This window comes from Pseudomonas sp. UBA6562 (assembly GCF_002434265.1).
In the GTDB taxonomy this organism is placed as follows: domain Bacteria; phylum Pseudomonadota; class Gammaproteobacteria; order Pseudomonadales; family Pseudomonadaceae; genus Aquipseudomonas.
The window spans coordinates 388,417-410,011 of the sequence record NZ_DJJS01000008.1; the positions used below are offsets into that span (position 1 = coordinate 388,417).

Here is a 21,595-nt window from a genome sequence, read left to right on the forward strand (position 1 = left end):
GCCCGCCGTGCCCACTTCACTCCTGCTCGCCGAAGACGATCCGCGCCTGCGCCACGATCTGGAACGCCATTTCCTCAACCGCGGCTTCGTCGTGCAGGCCTGCGCCACTGGCACCGAAGCGCTAAATGCCATGCAACGCGCGGACTTCGAGTTGGTGCTCTTGGACATCCTGCTGCCGGGTATCGACGGCCTGAGCCTGCTCGATGCGCTGCGCAAGCGCCAGGCGGTGCCGGTGATGCTGATGTCGGCGCTGGGCGCCGAGCAGGACCGCATCAGCGGCTTCACCCGCGGCGCCGACGACTACCTGCCCAAGCCCTTCAGCCTGGCCGAGCTCGATGCCCGGGTCGATGCGCTGCTGCGCCGCGTGGCGTTCGACCGTCGCCCCGTATTTTCGGGCGATGCCGGCGAGGTCAGGCTCGACCACGATCGTCAGGATGCCCTCTACGAAGGCCGCGCGGCCGGCCTCACAGCCTCCGAGTTCCGCCTGCTGGCCACCCTGCATGCGCACCCCGGCGAAGCCTTGAGCAAACCCTTTCTCTACCAGACCGTGCTGTACCGCGCCTACACCCGCCTGGACCGCGGCCTGGACGTGCACGTGTGCAACCTGCGGCGCAAATTGGCCGACATCGGTGCCCCGCATTTGCAGATCCAGGCCGTACGTGGCCAGGGCTATTTGCTGGTCGACACGGAGCAGCCCTGATGCGTCGCCACCCCTTGTTGTGGAAGCTGGCCGTGCTGCAGGTCGGCTTCTGCTTGTTGCTGGTCTGGCTGATCTGGACCTGGGGCCTGTCGGTGGAGCGCAGCACCTATTTTCTGTCGGAGGCCGACCAACGTTACCTGGCGCGCTACGCGGCGCAGGCCGAGCACACCTGGGACGAAGGCGGGGCTGTGGCCATCGAGGCCTGGCGCAGGCGGCTGGCCGCGCAGGAAGCCACCTGGGTGGCGGTCATCGGCCCGCAGTTGCAGAGCCTGGGCACCACGCCCCTGAGCGCCGAGGAGGCCAGCCACCTGACCTTCATGCGCAAGCTCGACTGGCCGCTGAGCCGCCGCCTTCAAGACCAACTGCCCTATGTCAGCATTGCGTTTCCCCGGCGCCCCGAACAAGGACGTTTGGTCATGCAACTGCCCGAGCGCCTGTTGCCCAGCGGCCTTACCCCCTGGACCCATGTGGTCACCCATGGCCTGGCCCCCGCCCTGCTGGCGCTGCTGTTGGTGCTGGTGCTGTACCGCCATCTGGTGGTGCCGCTGAACCGCCTGCGCGACCGCGCCGACGCCTTGCGTGCCGACGATCTCGACAGCCCCGGCCTGCCCTTGCAGCAGCGCCGCGACGAGCTGGGCGAGCTGGCCCAGGCCTTCGAACACATGGCCGGGCGCCTGCGCCAAAGCCTGGAGCAGCAGCGTCTGCTGCTGCGCACCCTGTCCCACGAGCTGCGCACGCCCCTGGCGCGGTTGCGCATCGCCCATGACAGCGACCTGCCGCCGGCGCAATTGCGCGAGCGCCTGGACCGCGAAGTCGCCGACATGCAAAGGCTGCTGGAAAACACCCTGGACTTGGCCTGGATGGACACCGAACAGCCCAGCCTGCCGACCGAGCCACTGCTGGTGCTGTCGCTGTGGGAGGCGCTGTGCGAGGACATCTGTTTCGAAAGCGGCTGGCCGCGCACCCGCCTGCCCTGCTCGCTGGGCACCGAATGCCGGGTGCAGGCGCACCTCGACAGCCTGGCCCAGGCCCTGGAAAACCTGCTGCGCAACGCCATTCGCCATTCGCCGGCCGGTGGCGAGGTGCGCCTCGAGGGCTGGCGCGAAGGCGAATGCTGGCACCTGTGCTTGAGTGACCAGGGCCCCGGCGTCCCGGACAGCGAACTTGAGCGGATCTTCCAGCCCTACCAACGCCTGGCCAACAGCGGCGCAGGCTTCGGCCTGGGTCTGGCCATCGCCCGCCGCGCCGTGGAACTGCAAGGCGGCCGGCTATGGGCCAGCAATGCGCAGCCGGGGCTGTGCCTGCACTTGCTACTGCCGGTGGTCGACGACGGTTTAGAAGGTTAAGACGCTTTACCTGGGCTTTCGAAGCCCTACCATCTGACCCTCACGCCTGGCAGCCCTTGCCAGGCCTCGACGAGACGAACGATGAGCAAGACGACCCTGGCCCTGGCGTTGGCCCTGGCTATCGTAGCACCGGCCGCCCTTGCGCAGCCCGACCCGGTGCAAAGCATGAACACCACGCTGCTCGAGCGCACTGACCTGGCTTACCGCTTCACGCAGTTGGACCTGGATTCGCTCGACGGACGCCGCCACTACCGTTTGTGGATCGGCAAACCGAACCGCCCTGCCCCTGCGGCTGGCTATCCGGTGTTGTGGATGCTCGACGGCAATGCCGCGCTGGGCGCTTTGGACAGCCAGCAACTGGACGCCCTGGCCGCAGGCCAGGCGCCGCTGCTGGTGGCGGTGGGCTACCAAGGCGAACAGCGCATCGAGCGCGCCGCGCGCACCTATGACTACACGCCAAACGTGCCAGGCTTGAGCGAACAGCGCGATCCGTTGACCCAACAGCCCAGCGGCGGCGTAGACGCGTTTCTCGACCTGTTGACCGGGCGCATGCGCACGCTGGTAGCCTCACAGGCGCCAATCGACCTGGCGCGCCAAACGCTGTGGGGGCATTCCTATGGTGGGCTGGCGGTGCTGCACACGTTATTCACCCGGCCCGGTGCGTTCAGCGGATACGCCGCGGCCAGCCCGTCGCTGTGGTGGCGCGAGGGTGCGCTGGTGCGCGAAGCCGAGGGCCTGGCTGGGCGAGTGGGCAACTTGCGGCCCGACGTGTTGCTGATGCGCGGCGCCAAAGAGCCGGATAGCCCGCGGGGCAGCGTGCGCGACGATGCGGGTCGGCCATTGCGTGAGCTGGCTGCGGAGCTAGCGAGGGTCGAAGGCGTGAAGGTGCGCGTGCAGGGCTTCGAAGGGCTGGGGCATGGACCGATGTTGGCGGCTTCATTGCGCAGGGTGGTGGAAGGATTGTCGCAGTGAGTCGGATTTGATCTTGCCGCAGGATGATCTGGCTCCCAGTAATCAAACTGCCGGGTTTGAAAAGCTAGTGCTGGCGCTGAACCTGCCAGGGCGCAACGCAATCTCCATCAAACGGCGTTGCCGGCATCACGACCGGCAACGCCGGTATTACCCTGCCACGGTCCGCTAGCCGGTGTCGCGCGGACCGGGGTCGGTATCGCGATCTGTCTGGCCAGACCGCGATACCGGCCACCGATCGCTACAATTCGGCCGCCAATCGCGATCCCTGGCCGATGGCCCGCTTGGCGTCCAGCTCGGCCGCCACATCTGCACCGCCGATCAGGTGCACCGACTGCCCTGCAGCCTGCAAACCGTCGTACAGCTCGCGCAGCGGCTCCTGCCCGGCGCACAGCACCACGTTGTCCACCGGCAGTACTTGCGGCTCGCCGTCGCCGATGCGTACATGCAGCCCGGCATCGTCGACCCGCAAATACTCGACGCCGTTGAGCATGCGCACCTGGCGATGCTTGAGGCCGGCACGATGGATCCAGCCGGTGGTCTTGCCTAGCCCATCGCCCACCTTCGATGCCTTGCGCTGCAACAGGTACACCTCGCGCGCCGGCGGCTGCGGTTGCGCAGCGATCCCGGCGACGCCACCGCGGGCCTCGAGCTGGGTATCGATGCCCCACTCCTTCCAGAACGCATCGCGATCCAGGCTGGTGGCCACGCCTTGGTGCACCAGGTATTCGCTGACATCGAAGCCGATGCCCCCGGCACCGATCACCGCCACCCGCCGACCGACCGGTTGGCGTTCGAGCAGCACATCCAGGTAGCTCAGCACTTTGGCATGTTCGATACCGGGAATCGCCGGCACCCGGGGGCTGATGCCGGTGGCGAGGATCACTTCGTCGTAGCCGCCGTCGAGCAAGCTCTGCACATCGACGCGGGTGTGCAGGCGCAGGTCGACACCGGTGCGTGCGATCTTGTCGGCGAAGTAGCGCAGGGTTTCATAGAACTCTTCTTTGCCGGGAATGCGCTTGGCGACGTTGAACTGGCCACCGATTTCGCTGCCGGCATCGAACAGCGTCACGCGGTGGCCGCGCTGCGCGGCCACGGTCGCCGCCGCCAGCCCGGCCGGGCCTGCGCCTACGACGGCGACGCGCTTGGGGTGGGCGGTAGGCAGGTAGTTGAGCTCGGTTTCGTAACAGGCACGCGGGTTGACCAGGCAGGTGGTCAGCTTGCCGGCGAAGGTGTGGTCCAGGCAGGCCTGGTTGCAGCCGATGCAGGTGTTGATGGACTGCGCCTGGCCCGCAGCGGCCTTGTTGACGAATTCGGGGTCGGCCAGGAAGGGCCGGGCCATCGACACCATGTCGGCGTCCCCGGCCGCCAGCACCGCCTCGGCCACCTCCGGCATGTTGATGCGGTTGGTGGTGATCAGCGGAATGCCGACTTCGCCGCGCAGCTTGGCGGTGACCTTGCTGAAGGCCGCGCGCGGCACTTTGGTGGCGATGGTCGGGATGCGCGCCTCGTGCCAGCCGATGCCGGTGTTGATCAGGGTGGCGCCGGCCTGTTCGATGGCCTTGGCCAGGCGCACGATCTCTTGCCAGTCGCTGCCGCCTTCGACCAGATCGAGCATCGACAAGCGGAAGATGAGGATGAAATTCGGCCCCACCGCTTCGCGGATGCGCCTGACGATGTCCACGGCCAGGCGCATGCGGTTGTCGAAACTGCCGCCCCAGCGGTCGGTGCGGGTGTTGGTGCAGGCGGCGAGGAACTGGTTGATGAAATAGCCTTCCGAGCCCATCACCTCGACGCCGTCGTAGCCGGCGCGCTGGGCCAGCACCGCGCAACGGACGAAGTCGACGATCTGCTGCTCGATGCCGGCTTCGTCCAGCGCCTTGGGCGTGAACGGGTTGATCGGCGCCTTGAGGGCGCTGGGGGCGACCTGCTTGGGGCTGTAGGCGTAACGCCCGGCGTGCAGGATCTGCAGGCAGATCTTGCCGCCGGCCTGGTGCACGGCCTCGGTGACCAGGCGATGGCGCTCGGCTTCCTCGTCGGTGCTGAGCTTGGCGGCGCCCGCGTACACCCCGCCCTCCTCGTTCGGTGCGATGCCGCCGGTGACCATCAGTCCAACACCACCGCGCGCGCGCTCGGCGAAGTAGGCCGCCATGCGCTCGAAACCGCCGGGCTTTTCTTCGAGGCCGGTGTGCATCGAGCCCATCAGGGCGCGGTTGCGCAAGGTGGTGAAGCCCAGGTCGAGCGGGGCCAGCAGGTGCGGGTAAGGCGAGGCCGTCATGGGGAGGTCCTATGGCAGGGTCACGGGAAGCGAGGCCTCGTACTGGAGGTGGGCCTCTTCATGGGTGAAAGGGACATTAACCAGCTATGATTGCCACCTCAATGATCGTAACTGACAAATGGGTAACCGGTTCTGACAATGCCCGCGTGTGTCGATCGACGCGAAGGCGGCCCTTATACGGTCTTGCTGAGCACGAAAAACCTTCGATGAGCGTTTGCGCCGCGCCGGTTTGCTCGTACCCTTGTTGCCCTAACCACCGGACAGACACGGTTTCATGCGAAAACTGCTTTGCGGCGCTTTGGCGCTATTGTTGCTCGTAGCGCTTGGCGGCTACGGCCTTTGGACCCTCCAACGCCCCGAAGGGCATTACCTGTCGGACCTGCGCGTCGAGCTTGCGCTGAACCATGGCGAGCCGGGCGGGCGTGGCAACCTGCTGGGGGTCGAGCCTTTGCTGTTTCCGGGCGACTATCAGAACCTCGCGCGCCTGGAGCGCAAGCTTGCGGCCTACCTGCAACAGGCCCGCGACCAAGGTCTGATCGACGCCCGTACCGTCGTGGTGCTGCCCGAGCACGTTGGCACCTGGCTGTGGGCACGCGGCGAGAAGAACGCGCTGTATCAGGTGACCCATCGTCGCGAAGCCTGGCAGTGGCTGGAGCTGAGCAACCCCCTGCATTACGGCGTAGCCATGCTGCGAGCCACCGGCGATGACCGACGGGCCGACGCGCACCTGCGCATGAAGGCCGAACAAATGGCCGCCGACTACCAGCAGCTTTTCGGTGGGCTGGCCAAACGTTTCCAGATCACCTTGGTAGCGGGTTCGATCATCCTGCCTGCGCCTTTCATTACCGAGGGTGTGCTGCACGCCGGCAGCGGGCCGCTGTTCAACGCCAGCGTGGTGTTCGCCGCCGACGGCAGCCCGTTGGGCCAGCCGCAGCGCCAACGCTATCCCGACAGCGAGTTGCGCCGCTTCGTCGAGCCGGGCGCGGGCGCGCCTGCACAAGTGCTCGACACTCCGGCCGGGCGGCTGGCGGTGCTGGTGGGTAGCGACAGTTGGTACCCGCAGAACTATCAGCGGTTGCACGCGCAATCGGTGGAATTGATCGCCAATCCAGCCTTCGTGACCGGTAGGGACCCATGGCAGGCACCCTGGCGCGGCAACCGTCATCAGCCCGCCGCGCAAGCGCTGCCCTTGAAACGGGGCGAGGTCAGTGAACGAGACGCCTGGCAGCGCCTGACCCAGGCCGCTGGCGGTGGCGCAACCAGCATCAGCGTCTTCGCGCGCGGACAGTTTTGGGAGCAGACCGTGGGCGGCCAAGGCTTCGTCAACCATGCCGGGCAGAGCCTGGCCGCCCCGCCTAGCCAGGGCGCGCGCATGCTCAATCTGTGGCTGTGAGCGCGCAAAGCCGGGCTGCGCTGCGTCTAGGCGACCTGTCGGTGGGGCTGGTGCAGCCGTTGGCCGATGCGCTGCGCGAGCTTGGCCACGACCCTGAACCCCTGCTGCAACGCTATGGCCTGGATGCCTCGCGCCTGGCACAGGTCGGCGCACGCTTGTCGATTCCGCGCTACATGCACCTGGGGCATGCCGCCATCGAGCTGTGCGGCGATTCTGGCTTAGGTCTGCGCATGGCCCGCCACAGTCGCCTGGCCCATGCGGGGCTTGCCGGTGTCACCGCAAGCCAGGCGCCGACCGTTCGCGCCGCGGCCCAGGCGCTGCTGCGTTTCGAGCCGCTGTACGCGAGCAACTATCGGGGTCGCTGCAGCTTCGAGGAAGACACCTACGGCGCTTGGCTGAACTTCTATTCCATCAGTCCCTACAACGCCTACAACCGCTTCGTGGTGGATTCGTTGCTCAGCGGTTGGCTGACACAGCTATCCAGCGTGGCAGGCAGACCATTACTTGCCGAGCGCTTGCACATCGAATTCCCCGCGCCCGCCGAAGCCGAGCGCTACCAGGAACTGTGCGAACACCCCGTGCAGTTCGGCAGCGAGGCCAATCGCGTAAGGCTGGGACGCGCCGCTCTCGATTTGCGCAACCCTCTGCACTGCCCCGGCACCTGGCAGCATCTGCTGCAATTGTGCGAAGCCGAACTCGAGCAACTCACCCACGTGCGCAGCTTGCGCGAACGCATCACCCACCTGCTGGGCCCGCAACTGAACGGCGGACGCGAACCGAGCCTGGAAGACGTGGCGCAGCGCATGAACCTGCCGAGCTGGACGTTGCGTCGCCAATTGGCCGAAGAAGGTACCGGGTTTCGCGAGTTGCTCAACGGGATGCGCCGCGATCTGGCCGAAACCTACATTCGCGATACGGTATTGAGCTTTGGGGAAGTGGCGTATGTGCTGGGGTTCACCTCGGCGGAAGCCTTCCAGCGCGCGTTCAAGCGCTGGACAGGCATCACTCCGGGAAGCTACCGACGCCAGCAGCGTCGGCTGGGCTAAAGCTCGGTGGCATCTTCGACACCGTCCGACCCTTCGGCCTCGAAGGCCTGGGCTTCCAGCAATTCTTCCTGATAATCATCCATTGGCCCTGCTCCCGTCGTCGTTTGGGTTTGCGTGGCATCACGTTAGTGCGTGTGGATGAACGCGTGATGACACCCAGTAAAACGTAGCAGGCCGTTCGAACGTCACTCTGCGGGTTGTGTGACAGGCGGTGTAACCGGGGTGGCGGTGCTATCGGTTTCGACCGCCGGGGACGCCTCAACAGCCTGGGTTTGCGGCTCGGGCATGACCTGGATGGGCTCGCCAGCCGCTGGTGGAGCGATAGGCTGCGAGCCTTGGCTGTCATCGACTGCGGGCGTTGCTTGCGGGCTGCCCACTTGCGCGGCAGCTGCGGCGGTTTGCGCGCCAGCAGCGAGGGCGTTGCCGGCGACGGGTGTCGAGGCATTGTCGGCGGCCGGTGCCGAGGCAGGTTCCGGCAGGCCGAGATCGGGCGCGCTGGCAGGCGCTTTGGCGGCTTCGCCCAGCGGGGCCACCGCAGGCGCGCTCTGCGCTTTCTTCGGTTTGGGCAGGTAGCTCTCCACCAGCGCGAAGTAGCGGTCGTAGAACTGCGCGGCGGTCACGGTCTCGCTGGCGACTTTGACCATCGAGTCGTCGCTCGAACCGATGGGCATCGACACCGAGCCGAGAATGCCGACCCCGAGGCTGGCCGAGGTATTGGATTTTTTCAGGCTGTAACGGTCCTGCAAGGCGTTGGCGAACATGGTCGAGCGTTGCTCGTCGCTGCTGTCGGGCGCGCAGGTGACGTTGAAGCTGATCTGCAGGTGGTTCTCGCTGTTCTGCTGGAAGCTCTTGTTGCCTGCGACCTGATTGGCATCGCTGCTGGTGATGATGTAACCCTGGCTAAGCAACGCGCGTCGCGCCGCTTCGCACGAGCCTGCTTCGTTTACAGGAAAGCTGCGCGAATAGGTGCCCGAGTTGTCGAAATTCTCGTGCTCGTAGATGGCGGCTTTCTTCGAGGCACAGCCGGATGCGCCTGCCAGGCAGAACGCTAGCCCAAGCACAGCGAGGGCGGATGATCTAGACATTGCCATTACCGGGAAAAATCGAATGGGCCGTATTGTGCATCACATTGCTTGACGGCAGGAACCGCTCATCGGTATCGGGCGAGCCCGAGTCAGCGCTCCGAACTGCCAAACGGCGGACACAAAAAAAGCGACCTTAGGGTCGCTCTCTTCGTGCTTCAAGGCGTTCAAGGACCTTGAGGCGGATATGGCGCAGCGGACGGGACTCGAACCCGCGACCCCCGGCGTGACAGGCCGGTATTCTAACCGACTGAACTACCGCTGCGTATCGCATGGGCTTGCGCCCGGTGAAACCGTTCTGCCGCTTAGGCACACAGGCCTTGCCGGCAGACATGAAAACCAATTGGCTCGGCTTCCATGCTGCGTCGAGTCGTTCTAGGGAACTCGATGCGAAGATGGCGCAGCGGACGGGACTCGAACCCGCGACCCCCGGCGTGACAGGCCGGTATTCTAACCGACTGAACTACCGCTGCGTATCGTACAGGCTTGCGCCCGCTTGAAACTGGGATCTGGTCTCAGGGCTTGCCTGGCGACCTCAGACCGGTGCGAACACCCATCTGGATAAAAAGTGGCGCAGCGGACGGGACTCGAACCCGCGACCCCCGGCGTGACAGGCCGGTATTCTAACCGACTGAACTACCGCTGCGCATATGGACTGACGTCCTGTTCCTCTCTACTGAAGCTGCCCTAAAGCACTTTCAGATTCAGGAACGTCTCAGGAAGTGGTGGGTGATGACGGGATCGAACCGCCGACCCTCTGCTTGTAAGGCAGATGCTCTCCCGGCTGAGCTAATCACCCGTGTGTTACGTTTGCTTCGCTGAGGCCGCGAAATTTACGCAGGTGACGAAGCTAAGTCAATACCCCCATTGAATTTTTTTCAAAATCCTTAGGTGGCGTTACATACCTGCACAGGCTGCCAACCTTGGCTACCTACCTTAAAAACGCAATGGGGAATATGGCAGGATGCCAGTCAGCTAACCGATTGGGCCGTTTAACGGCCCATCGCGGCTAAAGCCGCTCCAACAGAATTACGTACGCCCTGTGGGAGCGGTTTTAGCCGCGATGGGCTGCAAAGCAGCCCCAATTACCCTGTTTTGGCTTGACTGACGGGCATTGGTCACATTGCCCGTCGTTGCACGACGGCAACGATCAGCGATAGATCATCTTGCGCGTCATGCCGCCATCGACCACGAACTCCTGCCCGGTCACAAAACCCGATTGGCGCGACAGCAGCCACGCGACCAACGCCGCCACATCCTCCACCGTCCCTACCCTGCCGCTCGGATGCTGCGCGTGGTCCTCGTCGCTGAGCGGTTCGGCGCGACGCACCGAGGGATCGCGCGCATCGATCCAGCCGGGGCTGACGGCGTTGACGCGAATGTCCGGCCCCAGGCTTACGGCCAGGGCGTGGGTCAGGGCCACGAGCCCGCCCTTGCTGGCCGCATAGGCCTCGGTGTCCGGCTCGGACTGCCGTGTGCGGGTGGAGGCAATGTTGACGATCGCGCCGCCGTGCGCACGCAAGTAAGGCGCGCAATGTTTGGCCAGCAACAGGGGACCGGTGAGGTTGATCGCCAGCGTGCGATTCCATTTAGCCAACGACAAGGTTTCCAGCGGCCCGTTGTCCGGGTTGGCGACCGCCGCATTGCAGATCAGGGCATCGAGGCGACCGAACTGCCCGAGCACCTCGGACACCGCTCCCCTCACCTGCGCTTCCTCCGCCACGTCCAGCGTGATGAACCAAGCGTTGTCACCCAAGGCTTTGGCGACCTTGGAGCCGCGCTTGCGGTCCAGGTCGCCAAGCACCACCTGCCAGCCTTCGCAGATCAGCCACGCAGCGATACCCAAGCCGATACCGCGTGCGGCGCCGGTGACCAGCGCGACCCGGCCATTGAGGCCGGGCTGCGCTTTTTGCCAATCCATCACAGTACGGCCAGCCCCCGCGCCAGATCCGCTTGCAGGTCGGCCAGGTCTTCCAGGCCGACGGCGACACGGATCAGGTTGTCGCGAATGCCTGCTGCCTCACGCTCCTGGGGCGACAAGCGACCGTGGGAGGTGGTAGCGGGATGGGCGATGGTGGTTTTGCTGTCGCCCAGGTTGGTGGTGATCGAGATCACCCGGGTGGCGTCGATGAAGCGCCAGGCTGCTTCTTTGCCGCCTTTGACTTCGAAGCTGACCACCGCGCCGAAGCCGCTCATCTGCCGCTTGGCCAGTTCGTGCTGCGGATGGCTGGGAAGGCCTGCGTAGTGCACGCGCTCGATGCCGTCCTGCTGCTCCAACCACTGCGCCAGCGCCTGAGCGCTCTCGCAGTGCGCACGCATGCGCAGCCGCAAGGTTTCCAGGCCCTTGGTGAAGATCCAGGCGTTGAACGGGCTGAGGGTCGGCCCGGCAGTACGCAGGAAGCCCACGACTTCCTTCATCTGCTCGTGGCGCCCCGCCACTGCGCCGCCCATGCAACGCCCCTGGCCGTCGATGAACTTGGTCGCCGAATGGAACACGATGTCGGCACCCAGCTTGAGCGGCTGTTGCAACGCTGGCGTGCTGAAGCAGTTGTCCACCACCAGCAGCGCGCCGCCCGCGTGGGCGATCTCGGCCAGCGCCGGAATGTCGACCACCTCGGCCAGCGGATTGGACGGCGACTCGACCAGCAGCAGGCGCGTGTTGGCCTTGAGCGCGGCGCGCCAGCCGGCGAGGTCGGCCAACGGCACGTAATCCACCTGCACGCCGAAGCGCTTGAAGTACTTGTCGAACAGGCTGATGGTGGATCCGAACACGCTCTGCGAGACCAGCACATGGTCGCCGGCACTGCACAGGGACATGACGATCGCCAGGATCGCCGCCATCCCCGTGGAGGTGCCGACGGCCTGCTCGGCCCCTTCCATGGCCGCCAGGCGCTCTTCGAACGCCCGCACGGTGGGGTTGGTATAACGCGAGTAGACGTTGCCCGGCGTTTCACCGGCAAAACGCGCCGCCGCATCGGCCGCGGTGCGGAATACGTAGCTCGAGGTCAGGAACAGCGCTTCGCTGTGCTCGCCCTCGGGTGTGCGCTGTTGCCCAGCACGAACCGCAAGGGTGTCGAAACCGACACCCTCCAGGTCGCTGTCCAATCGCCCGGCATCCCATTGATCCGTCATGCCGCTGCTCCCCAATCAGTTGTTGTAGAGGTCGATGATGGCGCTGACGGCCTGGTTCTGCACCTTGGCCATGTCGTTGCGCGCCTGCTCGATACGATCCAGGTACGCCTCGTCGACATCACCGGTCACGTACTTGCCGTCGAACACTGCACAGTCGAAGTGTTCGATCTTGATCTTGCCACCACCGACGGCTTCGATCAGGTCCGGCAGGTCCTGGTAGATCAGCCAGTCGGCGCCGATCAGCTGGGCCACCTGTTCGGTGGTACGGTTGTGTGCGATCAGCTCATGGACACTCGGCATGTCGATGCCGTAGACGTTGGGGTAGCGCACGGCAGGGGCCGCCGAGCAGAAGTATACGTTCTTGGCGCCGGCTTCGCGGGCCATCTGGATGATTTGCTTGCAGGTGGTGCCGCGTACGATGGAATCGTCCACCAGCATCACGTTCTTGCCGCGGAACTCCAGTTCGATGGCGTTGAGCTTCTGGCGCACCGATTTCTTGCGTGCCGCCTGGCCGGGCATGATGAAGGTACGGCCGATGTAGCGGTTTTTGACGAAGCCTTCGCGGAACTTCACGCCCAGGTGGTTGGCCAGCTCCAGGGCAGCGGTACGGCTGGTGTCCGGGATCGGGATGACCACGTCGATGTCGTGCTCGGGGCGCTCGCGGCGGATCTTGTCGGCCAGCTTCTCGCCCATGCGCAGGCGCGCCTTGTACACCGAGACGCCATCCATGATCGAGTCGGGACGGGCCAGGTAGACGTGTTCGAAGATGCACGGCTTGAGCTGGGCGCTGGTCGCGCACTGGTGCGTGTAGAGCTGGCCTTCTTCGGTGATGTACACCGCTTCGCCCGGCGCCAGATCGCGGATCAGGGTGAAGCCGAGCACGTCGAGGGCCACGCTTTCCGAGGCGATCATGTACTCCACGCCTTCGTCGGTGTGGCGTTGGCCGAACACCACCGGACGAATGCCGTTGGGGTCGCGGAAGCCGACGATGCCATAGCCGGTGATCATGGCTACTACCGCATAGCCGCCCACGCAGCGGCTGTGCACGTGCGAAACCGCTGCGAACACGTCTTCTTCGGTAGGCTGCAGCTTGCCGCGCACCGCCAGTTCGTGGGCGAACACGTTCAACAGTACTTCGGAGTCCGAACTGGTGTTGACATGGCGAAGATCGGACTCGTAGATCTCCTTGGCCAACTGCTCGACGTTGGTCAGGTTGCCGTTGTGCGCCAGGGTGATGCCGTACGGCGAATTGACGTAGAACGGCTGCGCCTCGGCCGAGGTCGAGCTGCCGGCGGTGGGATAGCGCACGTGGCCGATGCCCATGTGGCCGACCAGGCGCTGCATGTGGCGCTGCTGGAAAACATCGCGCACCAGGCCATTGTCCTTGCGCAGGAATAACCGGCCACCATGGCTGGTCACGATACCGGCAGCATCCTGGCCGCGGTGCTGGAGGACCGTAAGCGCGTCATACAGCGCCTGATTGACGTTCGACTTACCGACGATACCGGTGATGCCACACATGCGACGCGACCCCTACTTTGATGAAACTTGATGGAACCTGTTCAGGGCTTGAGCGGCCCGAGCAATTGTTCCTTGAACGGAAGATCAGCCGGAGCGCTGACTCCATTGGACATCCACTGACCGGTGAAGCCCAGAATCAGGTTCTTCGACCAGTCGGCGATCAGCAAGAACTGCGGTATCAGGCGAGACTCCTGCCACCACGGATCCTGCTGCACGGGCCCCAGACTGAGCAGGCCCACCGTGACCACTACCAGCAGCGCGCCACGCGCGGCGCCGAATGCCATGCCGAGAAATCTGTCGGTGCCCGACAGACCGGTGACGCGAATCAGCTCACCGATGAGGAAATTGAGCATCGCCCCCACCAACAAGGTGGCGACGAACAAAAGGGTACACCCTGCGATGACGCGCGCCGAAGGCGTTTGAATGTAGCCTTCGAGGTAATGCGACAGCGACCCGCCGAACATCCAGGCTACCGCCCCGGCCACGATCCAGATGAGCAGCGATAGCGCCTCTTTGACGAAGCCGCGCTTGAGACTGATCAGTGAGGAAACGGCGATGATCGCGATGATCGCCCAGTCGACCCAGGAAAATGCCACATTGCTGCCTGCAGAGGTTTGAGGCGGCGCATTTTACCAGAGCAGGAAGCCGGGAGTAAGCGGAAAGTCAGTCGACGGCAGGCGGGACCGCCCGTCGTCCAGGCGAGCTGGACAACTGGCGGCGTGCCGTCGCGAATCAGCCGCGTTCGGGCTGAAAACGTACGATCAAGCCCTTGAGGCTGTGCTGACGATTGATCACATCGCGCAGCCGCTCGGCCTCGGCACGTTCGATCACCGGCCCTACGAACACTCGATTCAGACCATCGGCGCTGCGGATGTAAGCGTTGTAGCCCTGACTGCGCAAGGTGGCCTGCAACTTGTCGGCCCCCGGACGACTGGACAGGCTCGCCAACTGAATCGACCAGCTCGCCGGCAGGCCATTGGCATCGACCTTGGCCGTCGCCTCCGTTTTCGCGGCAGGTAGGGCGCTCGCCTGACGGGCAGGCTCGGGCGTCGGCACGGGCTTGGCGACAGGCGTCTGCGACTGGACCTGCGGCGACGGCGTGATCGGCTGACGTGGCGTGGTCACCGGCGCGTTCGACTCGTTGACCACGACCGGCGCTTGCATCGTCTTCTCAGGCAATGCCTGCGGTTCGGGCACCGCCACCTGTTCCACCTGCACATCGGCCACTTTCGGCGCAGCCGGCGCCTGAGGCGCCTCGACATGGACCTGACGCACCTCGTCCTGCCGGGTGAACAGCATCGGTAGGAACACGACCGCCAGCGCCACCAGTACCAGCGCACCGACGATGCGCTGCTTGACCCCTTTATCCAGCACTGTCATCTACTCCTTCTCCGGAACCTGCCGCTCGAGCCATTCGAGCGCCTGGGCAACACAGAAGAACGATCCGAACAGCAGAATCTGGTCGTCCGCGGTTGCCAGCGCGCACTGCTCATTCAGAGCAGCGTCGACGCTGGGGTAAGACTTCACCGCCGCGCCAAGGTTCGTCAGGGCATCGGCAAGCTCCGCAGCCGGACGGCTGCGCGGCGTGAGCAAGGGTGTCACGGCCCATTCGTCGACCTGCCGCAACAGCGGTTCGACGACCCCGGCCAGGTCTTTGTCGGCCAACAGGCCGAACACCGCGCGACGCTTGCCGAGCACCGGTCGTTGCGCCAGGCGCGCGGCCAGGTAATGCGCCGCATGCGGGTTGTGGCCCACATCGAGCAGCACTTCGACGGACTTGCCCTGATAGCGCACGACGCGCCGGTCGAGGCGACCGACCACTCGAGTTCGACGCAATGCCTGGGCAATACGCTCGGGCTGCCACGGCAGATCCATCAAGGCATAGGCTTGCAGTGCCAACGCGGCGTTGTCCATCGGCAGATCGAGCAGTGGCAGATCGTGCAGTGCAAGGGGCTGGCCACCTGCATCCAGACCGCGCCAATGCCACTGCTGGCCATCGATGTTCAGGTCGAACTCGCGACCGCGCAACGACAGTGGACACGCCAATTCACCGGCCTTGTCCAGCAGCGGCTGGGGCGGATCGAGGTCGCCGCACAACGCGGGCTTGCCGCGACGCATGATACCGGCCTTCTCGAAAGCCACCGATTCGCGACTGTCGCCCAAGTACTCGATGTGGTCGACACCGATACTGGTGACGACCGCCAGATCGGCATCGACCAGGTTGACCGCATCCAGCCGACCGCCGAGGCCGACCTCCAACACCACGGCGTCCAGAGACGAGCGGCTGAACAGCCAGAAGGCCGCCAGCGTACCCATCTCGAAATAGGTCAACGTGATGTCGCCACGCGCCGCTTCGACCGCAGCGAAGGCCTGGCACAACTGTGCGTCGTCGACATCCGCCTCGTCGATGCGCACCCGCTCGTTGTAGCGCAGCAGGTGCGGCGAGCTGTAGACGCCGACCCGCAGCCCCTGGGCCTTGAGCAAGGCAGCGATGAACGCACAGGTCGAACCTTTGCCGTTGGTGCCGGTGACCGTCACCACGCGCGGCGCCAACGGGCCCAGCTGCAAACGCTCCAGCACTTGCCGCGAGCGCTCCAGCCCCATGTCGATGGCCGAGGGGTGCAGTTGTTCGAGGTAGGCGAGCCATTCGCCCAGGGTGCTAGGGTTCATCACGCGACCGCAGCCACTTCCCGTGCTTGCTCGGGCGTTTCCTGGCCGGTCATCTGTGCCAGCAGGCGGGCCAGGCGCGGACGCAGTTCCTGGCGCGAGACGATCAGATCGATGGCGCCGTGCTCCAGCAGGAACTCCGAACGCTGGAAGCCTTCGGGCAGCTTTTCACGCACGGTCTGCTCGATCACGCGCGGGCCGGCGAAGCCGATCAGGGCCTTGGGTTCGCCGACGATGACGTCGCCCAGCATCGCCAGGGAGGCCGAGACGCCGCCGTAGACCGGGTCGGTCAGCACGGAAATGAACGGGATGCCTTCCTCGCGCAGACGCGCCAGGGCGGCCGAGGTCTTGGCCATTTGCATCAGGGAAATCAGGGCTTCCTGCATGCGCGCGCCGCCGGAGGCCGAGAAGCAGACCATTGGGCAGCGGTGCTCGAGGGCGTAGTTGGCTGCGCGCACGAAGCGCTCACCGACCACTGCGCCCATCGAACCGCCCATGAAGGAGAACTCGAAGGCGCTGACCACGATGGGCAGGCCCATGAGCGTGCCGCTCATGGAGATCAGCGCGTCGTGCTCGCCGGTCTGTTTCTGCGCGGCGGTCAGGCGGTCCTTGTATTTCTTGCCGTCACGGAATTTCAGACGGTCGACCGGCTCCAGTTCCGCACCCAGCTCGGCACGGCCTTCGGCGTCGAGGAAGATGTCGATGCGCGCGCGTGCGCCGATGCGCATGTGGTGGTTGCACTTGGGGCAGACGTCGAGGGTCTTTTCCAGCTCCGGACGATACAGCACGGCTTCGCAGGACGGGCATTTGTGCCACAGGCCTTCGGGCACCGAACTCTTCTTGACCTCCGAACGCATGATCGATGGGATCAGTTTGTCTACCAACCAGTTGCTCATGCTTTGTTTCTCCAGTAGTGGATGGCAGCGACCCGTTGTTGCCTGGCCGCGCCGCCCTTGAACTCAAAAATCATCGTGACAAACATGCAGTCGCCCAAGGCCACTGCACTTCAATAGATTGACCGACACGCGTACGTGCCGTGCCGGGGCGCCCGAACATCGCCAGGCCGCCCACGGCCGCGAATGCTATGGACGATGACGCCACGCGCCCCGTCACATTCGCGCTCACGCCCTGCGCACTGCACGCAGGAACGCGTCGATCTTCTGCGCATCCTTGATGCCCTTGGCCTGCTCTACCCCGCCGCTGACGTCGACCGCCCAGGGTTTGACCCGGGCGATGGCCTCGGCGACGTTGTCAGGCGACAGGCCGCCCGCCAGGACCACCGGTTTGCTCAACCGGGCCGGAATCAACGACCAGTCGAAGGACTGCCCGGTGCCGCCCGGCACGCCAGCCACATAGGCATCGAGCAACAAAGCGCTGGCGCCGGCGTACTGCTGGCACGCTGCCTCGAGATCGTCGCCCGGACGTACCCGCAATGCCTTCATCCATGGCCGACCATGGCCTTCGCATTGCGCGGGCGTCTCGTCGCCATGGAACTGCAACAAGTCGAGTGGCACCGCATCGAGGATCTCGCCCACCTCACAGCGCGAGGCGTCGACGAACAGGCCGACCGTGGTCACGAAGGGCGGCAATGCCTGAACGATGGCCCGAGCCTGTTGAACGTTCACCGCCCGCGGGCTCTTGGCGTAGAACACCAGACCGATGGCGTCGGCACCGGCGCGCGCTGCGGCCAGCGCATCTTCGACTCGAGTGATTCCACAGATCTTGCTGCGAACGTTGTTCATATGCTGCGAACCCTTGGCAAATGAGGGGGCGGATATTAACAAAGCGAGGCCGGCACGTCAGTCGAGCAGCGCTTCGTAGCCGGTCAAAAAGTGTGGGCCGATGTAACGCTGCGGCAAGGCGTACTGTTCGGGATACTCCACCTGCACCAGATACAACCCATAAGGATGCGCAGTCACGCCGCCATGGCGCCGATCGCGCCCCTCCAACACCTCGCGTGCCCAGGCCACGGGTCGTTCGCCCGCACCGATGGTCATCAGCACGCCGGCGATGTTGCGCACCATGTGATGCAGGAACGCCGTGGCGCGCACGTCGAGCACGATCATGCGCCCATGGCGGGTGACGCGCAGATGGTGAATGTGTTTGATCGGGGATTTGGCCTGGCATTGGCTGGCGCGAAAGGCGCTGAAATCGTGGGTGCCCAGCAGATGCTCGGCCGCTTCGGCCATGCGCTGCACATCCAGCGGGCGGTGGTTCCAGGTGACCTCTTCGGCCAGGTGCGCCGGGCGGATGGGGTCGTTGTAGATGACATACCGGTAGCGCCGCGCGGTCGCTTTGAAGCGGGCATGGAAATCGGCGGGCATCGCCTGCGCCCAGCTGACGCTGATGTCGTGGGGCAAATTGAAATTGGTGCCCATGGTCCAGGCGCGCTCGTCGCGAACGGCCCGGGTATCGAAATGCACGACCTGTCCGCAACCATGCACGCCGGCGTCGGTACGCCCTGCGCACAAGACGCTGATCGGTTCGTCAGCCACCTTTGACAAGGCCTTTTCCAGCGCTTGCTGGACGCTGGCGACACCGCTGGCCTGACGTTGCCAGCCGCGGTAGCGCGAGCCTTTGTATTCCACGCCCAGGGCGATGCGGGTCAAACCTTCGGCTGCTGATTCGGCCGCGTCATTGTCGAAGTTGTTCAAGAAAACCAGACCTGTGGATCAAACGAGGGCCGGATTATATCAGCGACACGCACAAGGGAAACGATTGCCGGCCGGATCGGCGCAGTGCCGGTGCCCATGTGCAGGCTCACCGGCTTTGGCTCGAACCGATCAGACCAAGCGACCGAGCAGCTCTTGAGCCTCCTTGCGCTGCCCTTCGTCACCGTCCTTGACCACTTCGTCGAGAATGTCGCGCGCGCCTTGGTGGTCACCCATGTCGACATAGGCACGGGCCAGGTCGAGCTTGGTGGTCACTTCGTCGGTGCCGGAGAAGAAGTCGAAGTCGAGGTCGTCGACCGGATCGGCGGCTTGTACGGCGCCCGTGTCCAGCGGCGGCGACTCGAGATCCTGGGACAGCTTGTCCAACTCGGCATTGACGTCGTCGACTTCCGAAGCGAAGTTGCGTGCCGCCGGCGAATCGTCGTCCAGCGACAGCGACAGATCGAAATCGTCGGACAGGTCGGCAACTGGCTCGGTGGCGGCAGCCGGCGTTTGTGCCACGGGCGAAGCATTGGCCAGATCGGTCGAATCGGTATCGCTCAAATCGAAGTCGGCAAAATCGTCCACGGCCAGCGGGTCATCGGCGCGTGGCCCCTTATCGGCGACGGGCGCCAAGGCTTCGAGTTGCGCCTGGGCCAATAGGGTTTCGAAATCGTCATCGGCTTGCGCGTCGGCCTGTGCGGCAGCAGGCACGGCTGCCGCGCCCAGCGCCGGCCCGAAGTCGGCGATCGGCTCGACCTCGTCCAGGCGAGTGTCGACAGCCGTGGCGCTGCTGGCGGGGGTTGCAGGCTTGTCCAGACTCAGGTCGAAGTCATCGCCTGGTGCTGCGGCGTCTGCGGGATTCGAATCCCGCGATGCGTCTTGGCCCGGCTCGGTATTGGTTCGAGCCGCCGCGACAGGCGCTTGGGCCGCTGCCGCCTCGGCTTGCTCATGCAGCAGTTGCTGGACGTACTGCTGGTCCATTTCGGCCGCCAGGGCCGCCGCGCTCAAGCCCGTCGCCAGTGCCAACATGGCCGGGTAGCGCGCTTTCAGGTCGTCGACTTCGGCGCGGTGGCGCCCGTCTTTGGGCAGCAGTTGCTCCTGACCCGAGAAAGCGTCCTGGTCGCCTTGCCGGGCGTAGACCTCCATCAACACCAGGCGAGCTTCGCTGCGTCGCGGATAGTACTGCACCAGCGGTTCGAGCAACTGCGCAGCCTGGTTGAGCTGACCGGCCCTGAGGTGCTGGCGTGCCTGGGCGATGGTCTGGCCCACCGGGTCCGGTTCGGCGGCAGGCGCGGCATCGGCCGATGCTGCGGCAGCCGAAGCCGCCACCACGGCCGGTGACAGCGTGACGGTAGGGGCGTGGAGCGCATCGTCGTCCAGCGGCATGTCGAAATCGGGATCGCGCGGCCCCTCCTCCTCCAATGCACGCGCCATGCGCAGGTGTTTCTCGGCTTCCTGATCGGCCTTGCGTTTGCGCAGCAGCAACAGCACCAGCAAGAGCAGCACCAGGAACAGCGAGCCTGCGATCAGCCCGAGCAACAGCGGATTGCCGAGCAATTGGTCGAGTGTGTCGCCACGGGCCGGCTCCTCGCCCACGGTAGCGGGTTGTTCGGCGGCCGGCGTGGTATCGACTGCGGCCGGCGCCGGTTCGACCACTGGCGCGATGGGCGCTGGGTCGGCCACCACCGGAGCGACCTGACCGGGTGCCGCAGCCTGTGTTTGCACCGTGGTCTGGGCAGGGTCGACCGCCGGGGCAGCGCCCTGCGCTTCGAGCCGCGCCAGTTGGTCGTTCTTCAGCGCGATCAGCTTTTCCAACTTGTCCAACTGGCTCTGCAGATCGCCCATGCGGCTTTTGAGTTCTTCGTTGTCGCGGCGGCTGGTGTCGAGGCTTTCCTGCGCCACGGCCAACTGATCGCTGAGCGCTTCAGTCTTGGCACCGTCAGGCTGGTTGCCCGGCGAGACCAGGCGCAGGTTGTCGCCCTGGGCGATGCGCTCTGGCGTCGCCTGGGCCTCGCCGCGGCGGGTAGCGTCCAACTGACGCGCACGCGGTCCCAGGCGACGACCTTCACGCCATGCGGCGTACTGCTCGGCCACTTCGGCCACCGCCTCGTTTTGCGGGATGCTCTGGATCTGCTGCCGATCGGGCAGGCGCAACACCTGGCCGGTCTTGAGCTGGTTGATGTTGTTGCCGATGAACGCGTCGGGGTTCAGCGCCTGGATGGCCACCATGGCCTGCTGGATCGAGCCGCCGTTGCTGTTGCGCGCGGCGATCTGCCACAAGGTGTCACGGCGCTTGGTGGTGTAGTTGGCTGCCTGGCTCTGCGCCGGCGCGATGGCGGCGTCAGCCTTGGGCCGCTCGGCGGTGGGTCGGTTCAGCGGCAGGTTGTAGTCGCGCAGCAAGCGGCCTTGAGGCCACATGACCTGAACCAGGAAACGTACCACCGGTGCTGGCAGCGGCTGGGTCGAAGTCACTCGCACAATGCTGCGGCCATTGGGCGTGATGACCGGCGTGAATACCAGATTCTGCAAGTAATCAGGGTAGGCCACGCCGGCTTTGTTGAAGTCTTCGGGCGGCGCCAGGGTCGGGACGATTTCGGCGGCCGTGGTATCGCGGACGTCGAGCAACTCGATCTCGGCGTCCAGCGGCTGGTTCTGCGCCGAGTTCAGGGTCAACTCACCCAGTACCAGGGCGTTGGCCGCACCCGACGACAATGCCGAAGCTGCCGCGATGGCGAGTAACCGTTTGCGAAATCGAAGCATGACCCTGTCCTTGTAAGAATCGTCCCGAAACCCGCGCGGTCTCGAGG

General features: G+C 65.1%; 17 protein-coding genes and 4 tRNA genes. 5 read left to right on the forward strand and 16 right to left on the reverse strand.

What is annotated here, in order from left to right; genetic code table 11:
- Nucleotides 1-7 precede the first annotated feature (7 nt).
- The 3 genes from B4M43_RS17400 to B4M43_RS17410 all read left to right on the forward strand — a co-directional run bounded on the left by B4M43_RS17400 (nucleotide 8) and on the right by B4M43_RS17410 (nucleotide 3,018).
- Nucleotides 8-700: a response regulator transcription factor gene (locus B4M43_RS17400; protein ID WP_296268714.1), complete on the forward strand. Its 693-nt coding sequence runs from the start codon at nucleotides 8-10 to the stop codon at nucleotides 698-700.
- The gene (locus tag B4M43_RS17405; RefSeq protein WP_296268715.1) at nucleotides 700-2,046 is read left to right on the forward strand and encodes a HAMP domain-containing sensor histidine kinase; all 1,347 of its coding nucleotides are present in this window, start codon (nucleotides 700-702) and stop codon (nucleotides 2,044-2,046) included. The genes B4M43_RS17400 and B4M43_RS17405 overlap by 1 nt, the downstream gene beginning before the upstream one ends.
- An 81-nt stretch (nucleotides 2,047-2,127) precedes the next feature.
- Complete coding sequence (locus B4M43_RS17410) at nucleotides 2,128-3,018, forward strand: alpha/beta hydrolase (protein ID WP_296268716.1); 891 nt, start codon at nucleotides 2,128-2,130, stop codon at nucleotides 3,016-3,018.
- Nucleotides 3,019-3,256: 238 nt separating this feature from the next.
- On the opposite strand, the gene B4M43_RS17415 is transcribed toward B4M43_RS17410, so the two are convergent.
- Nucleotides 3,257-5,293: an NADPH-dependent 2,4-dienoyl-CoA reductase gene (locus B4M43_RS17415; RefSeq protein WP_296268717.1), complete on the reverse strand. Its 2,037-nt coding sequence runs from the start codon at nucleotides 5,291-5,293 to the stop codon at nucleotides 3,257-3,259.
- Nucleotides 5,294-5,567: 274 nt separating this feature from the next.
- On the opposite strand from B4M43_RS17415, the gene B4M43_RS17420 reads away from it, so the two are divergent.
- The gene (locus B4M43_RS17420) at nucleotides 5,568-6,686 is read left to right on the forward strand and encodes a nitrilase-related carbon-nitrogen hydrolase (protein ID WP_296268718.1); all 1,119 of its coding nucleotides are present in this window, start codon (nucleotides 5,568-5,570) and stop codon (nucleotides 6,684-6,686) included.
- The gene (locus tag B4M43_RS17425; RefSeq protein WP_296268719.1) at nucleotides 6,683-7,732 is read left to right on the forward strand and encodes an AraC family transcriptional regulator; all 1,050 of its coding nucleotides are present in this window, start codon (nucleotides 6,683-6,685) and stop codon (nucleotides 7,730-7,732) included. The genes B4M43_RS17420 and B4M43_RS17425 overlap by 4 nt, the downstream gene beginning before the upstream one ends.
- Before the next feature lie 185 nt (nucleotides 7,733-7,917).
- On the opposite strand, the gene B4M43_RS17430 is transcribed toward B4M43_RS17425, so the two are convergent.
- The 15 genes from B4M43_RS17430 to B4M43_RS17500 form a co-directional block, all read right to left on the reverse strand.
- Nucleotides 7,918-8,817 carry a DUF2242 domain-containing protein gene (locus B4M43_RS17430; RefSeq protein WP_296268720.1) on the reverse strand — a complete coding sequence of 300 codons (900 nt, stop codon included), beginning with the start codon at nucleotides 8,815-8,817 and terminating at the stop codon, nucleotides 7,918-7,920.
- A gap of 185 nt (nucleotides 8,818-9,002) precedes the next feature.
- Nucleotides 9,003-9,079: transfer RNA gene (locus B4M43_RS17435), tRNA-Asp, on the reverse strand.
- Nucleotides 9,080-9,210: 131 nt separating this feature from the next.
- A tRNA-Asp gene (locus tag B4M43_RS17440) sits at nucleotides 9,211-9,287 on the reverse strand.
- Between the two features lie 96 nt (nucleotides 9,288-9,383).
- Nucleotides 9,384-9,460 (reverse strand) — tRNA-Asp (locus tag B4M43_RS17445).
- Nucleotides 9,461-9,537: 77 nt separating this feature from the next.
- Nucleotides 9,538-9,613: transfer RNA gene (locus tag B4M43_RS17450), tRNA-Val, on the reverse strand.
- A 351-nt stretch (nucleotides 9,614-9,964) separates the two neighbouring features.
- A complete protein-coding gene (locus B4M43_RS17455; protein ID WP_296268721.1) occupies nucleotides 9,965-10,735 on the reverse strand; it encodes an SDR family oxidoreductase in 771 nt (256 codons plus the stop codon).
- On the reverse strand, nucleotides 10,735-11,946 hold the full coding sequence (locus tag B4M43_RS17460) for an O-succinylhomoserine sulfhydrylase (RefSeq protein ID WP_296268722.1): 1,212 nt from the start codon (nucleotides 11,944-11,946) through the stop codon (nucleotides 10,735-10,737). Before B4M43_RS17460 ends, B4M43_RS17455 begins: the two co-directional genes overlap by 1 nt.
- Before the next feature lie 15 nt (nucleotides 11,947-11,961).
- The gene (gene purF / locus B4M43_RS17465) at nucleotides 11,962-13,467 is read right to left on the reverse strand and encodes an amidophosphoribosyltransferase (RefSeq protein ID WP_296268723.1); all 1,506 of its coding nucleotides are present in this window, start codon (nucleotides 13,465-13,467) and stop codon (nucleotides 11,962-11,964) included.
- 41 nt (nucleotides 13,468-13,508) lie between these two features.
- Nucleotides 13,509-14,063 carry a CvpA family protein gene (locus B4M43_RS17470; RefSeq protein WP_296268724.1) on the reverse strand — a complete coding sequence of 185 codons (555 nt, stop codon included), beginning with the start codon at nucleotides 14,061-14,063 and terminating at the stop codon, nucleotides 13,509-13,511.
- Nucleotides 14,064-14,199: 136 nt separating this feature from the next.
- A complete protein-coding gene (locus B4M43_RS17475; protein WP_296268725.1) occupies nucleotides 14,200-14,847 on the reverse strand; it encodes an SPOR domain-containing protein in 648 nt (215 codons plus the stop codon).
- Complete coding sequence (folC, locus tag B4M43_RS17480; RefSeq protein WP_296268726.1) at nucleotides 14,848-16,137, reverse strand: bifunctional tetrahydrofolate synthase/dihydrofolate synthase; 1,290 nt, start codon at nucleotides 16,135-16,137, stop codon at nucleotides 14,848-14,850.
- Nucleotides 16,137-17,030 carry an acetyl-CoA carboxylase, carboxyltransferase subunit beta gene (accD, locus tag B4M43_RS17485; RefSeq protein WP_296268727.1) on the reverse strand — a complete coding sequence of 298 codons (894 nt, stop codon included), beginning with the start codon at nucleotides 17,028-17,030 and terminating at the stop codon, nucleotides 16,137-16,139. The genes folC and accD overlap by 1 nt, the downstream gene beginning before the upstream one ends.
- 225 nt (nucleotides 17,031-17,255) lie before the next feature.
- Nucleotides 17,256-17,876: a phosphoribosylanthranilate isomerase gene (locus tag B4M43_RS17490; protein WP_296268728.1), complete on the reverse strand. Its 621-nt coding sequence runs from the start codon at nucleotides 17,874-17,876 to the stop codon at nucleotides 17,256-17,258.
- A gap of 57 nt (nucleotides 17,877-17,933) precedes the next feature.
- Nucleotides 17,934-18,788 carry a tRNA pseudouridine(38-40) synthase TruA gene (gene truA / locus B4M43_RS17495; protein WP_296268729.1) on the reverse strand — a complete coding sequence of 285 codons (855 nt, stop codon included), beginning with the start codon at nucleotides 18,786-18,788 and terminating at the stop codon, nucleotides 17,934-17,936.
- 129 nt (nucleotides 18,789-18,917) lie between these two features.
- Nucleotides 18,918-21,548: a FimV/HubP family polar landmark protein gene (locus B4M43_RS17500; RefSeq protein ID WP_296268730.1), complete on the reverse strand. Its 2,631-nt coding sequence runs from the start codon at nucleotides 21,546-21,548 to the stop codon at nucleotides 18,918-18,920.
- Nucleotides 21,549-21,595: the final 47 nt, after the last annotated feature.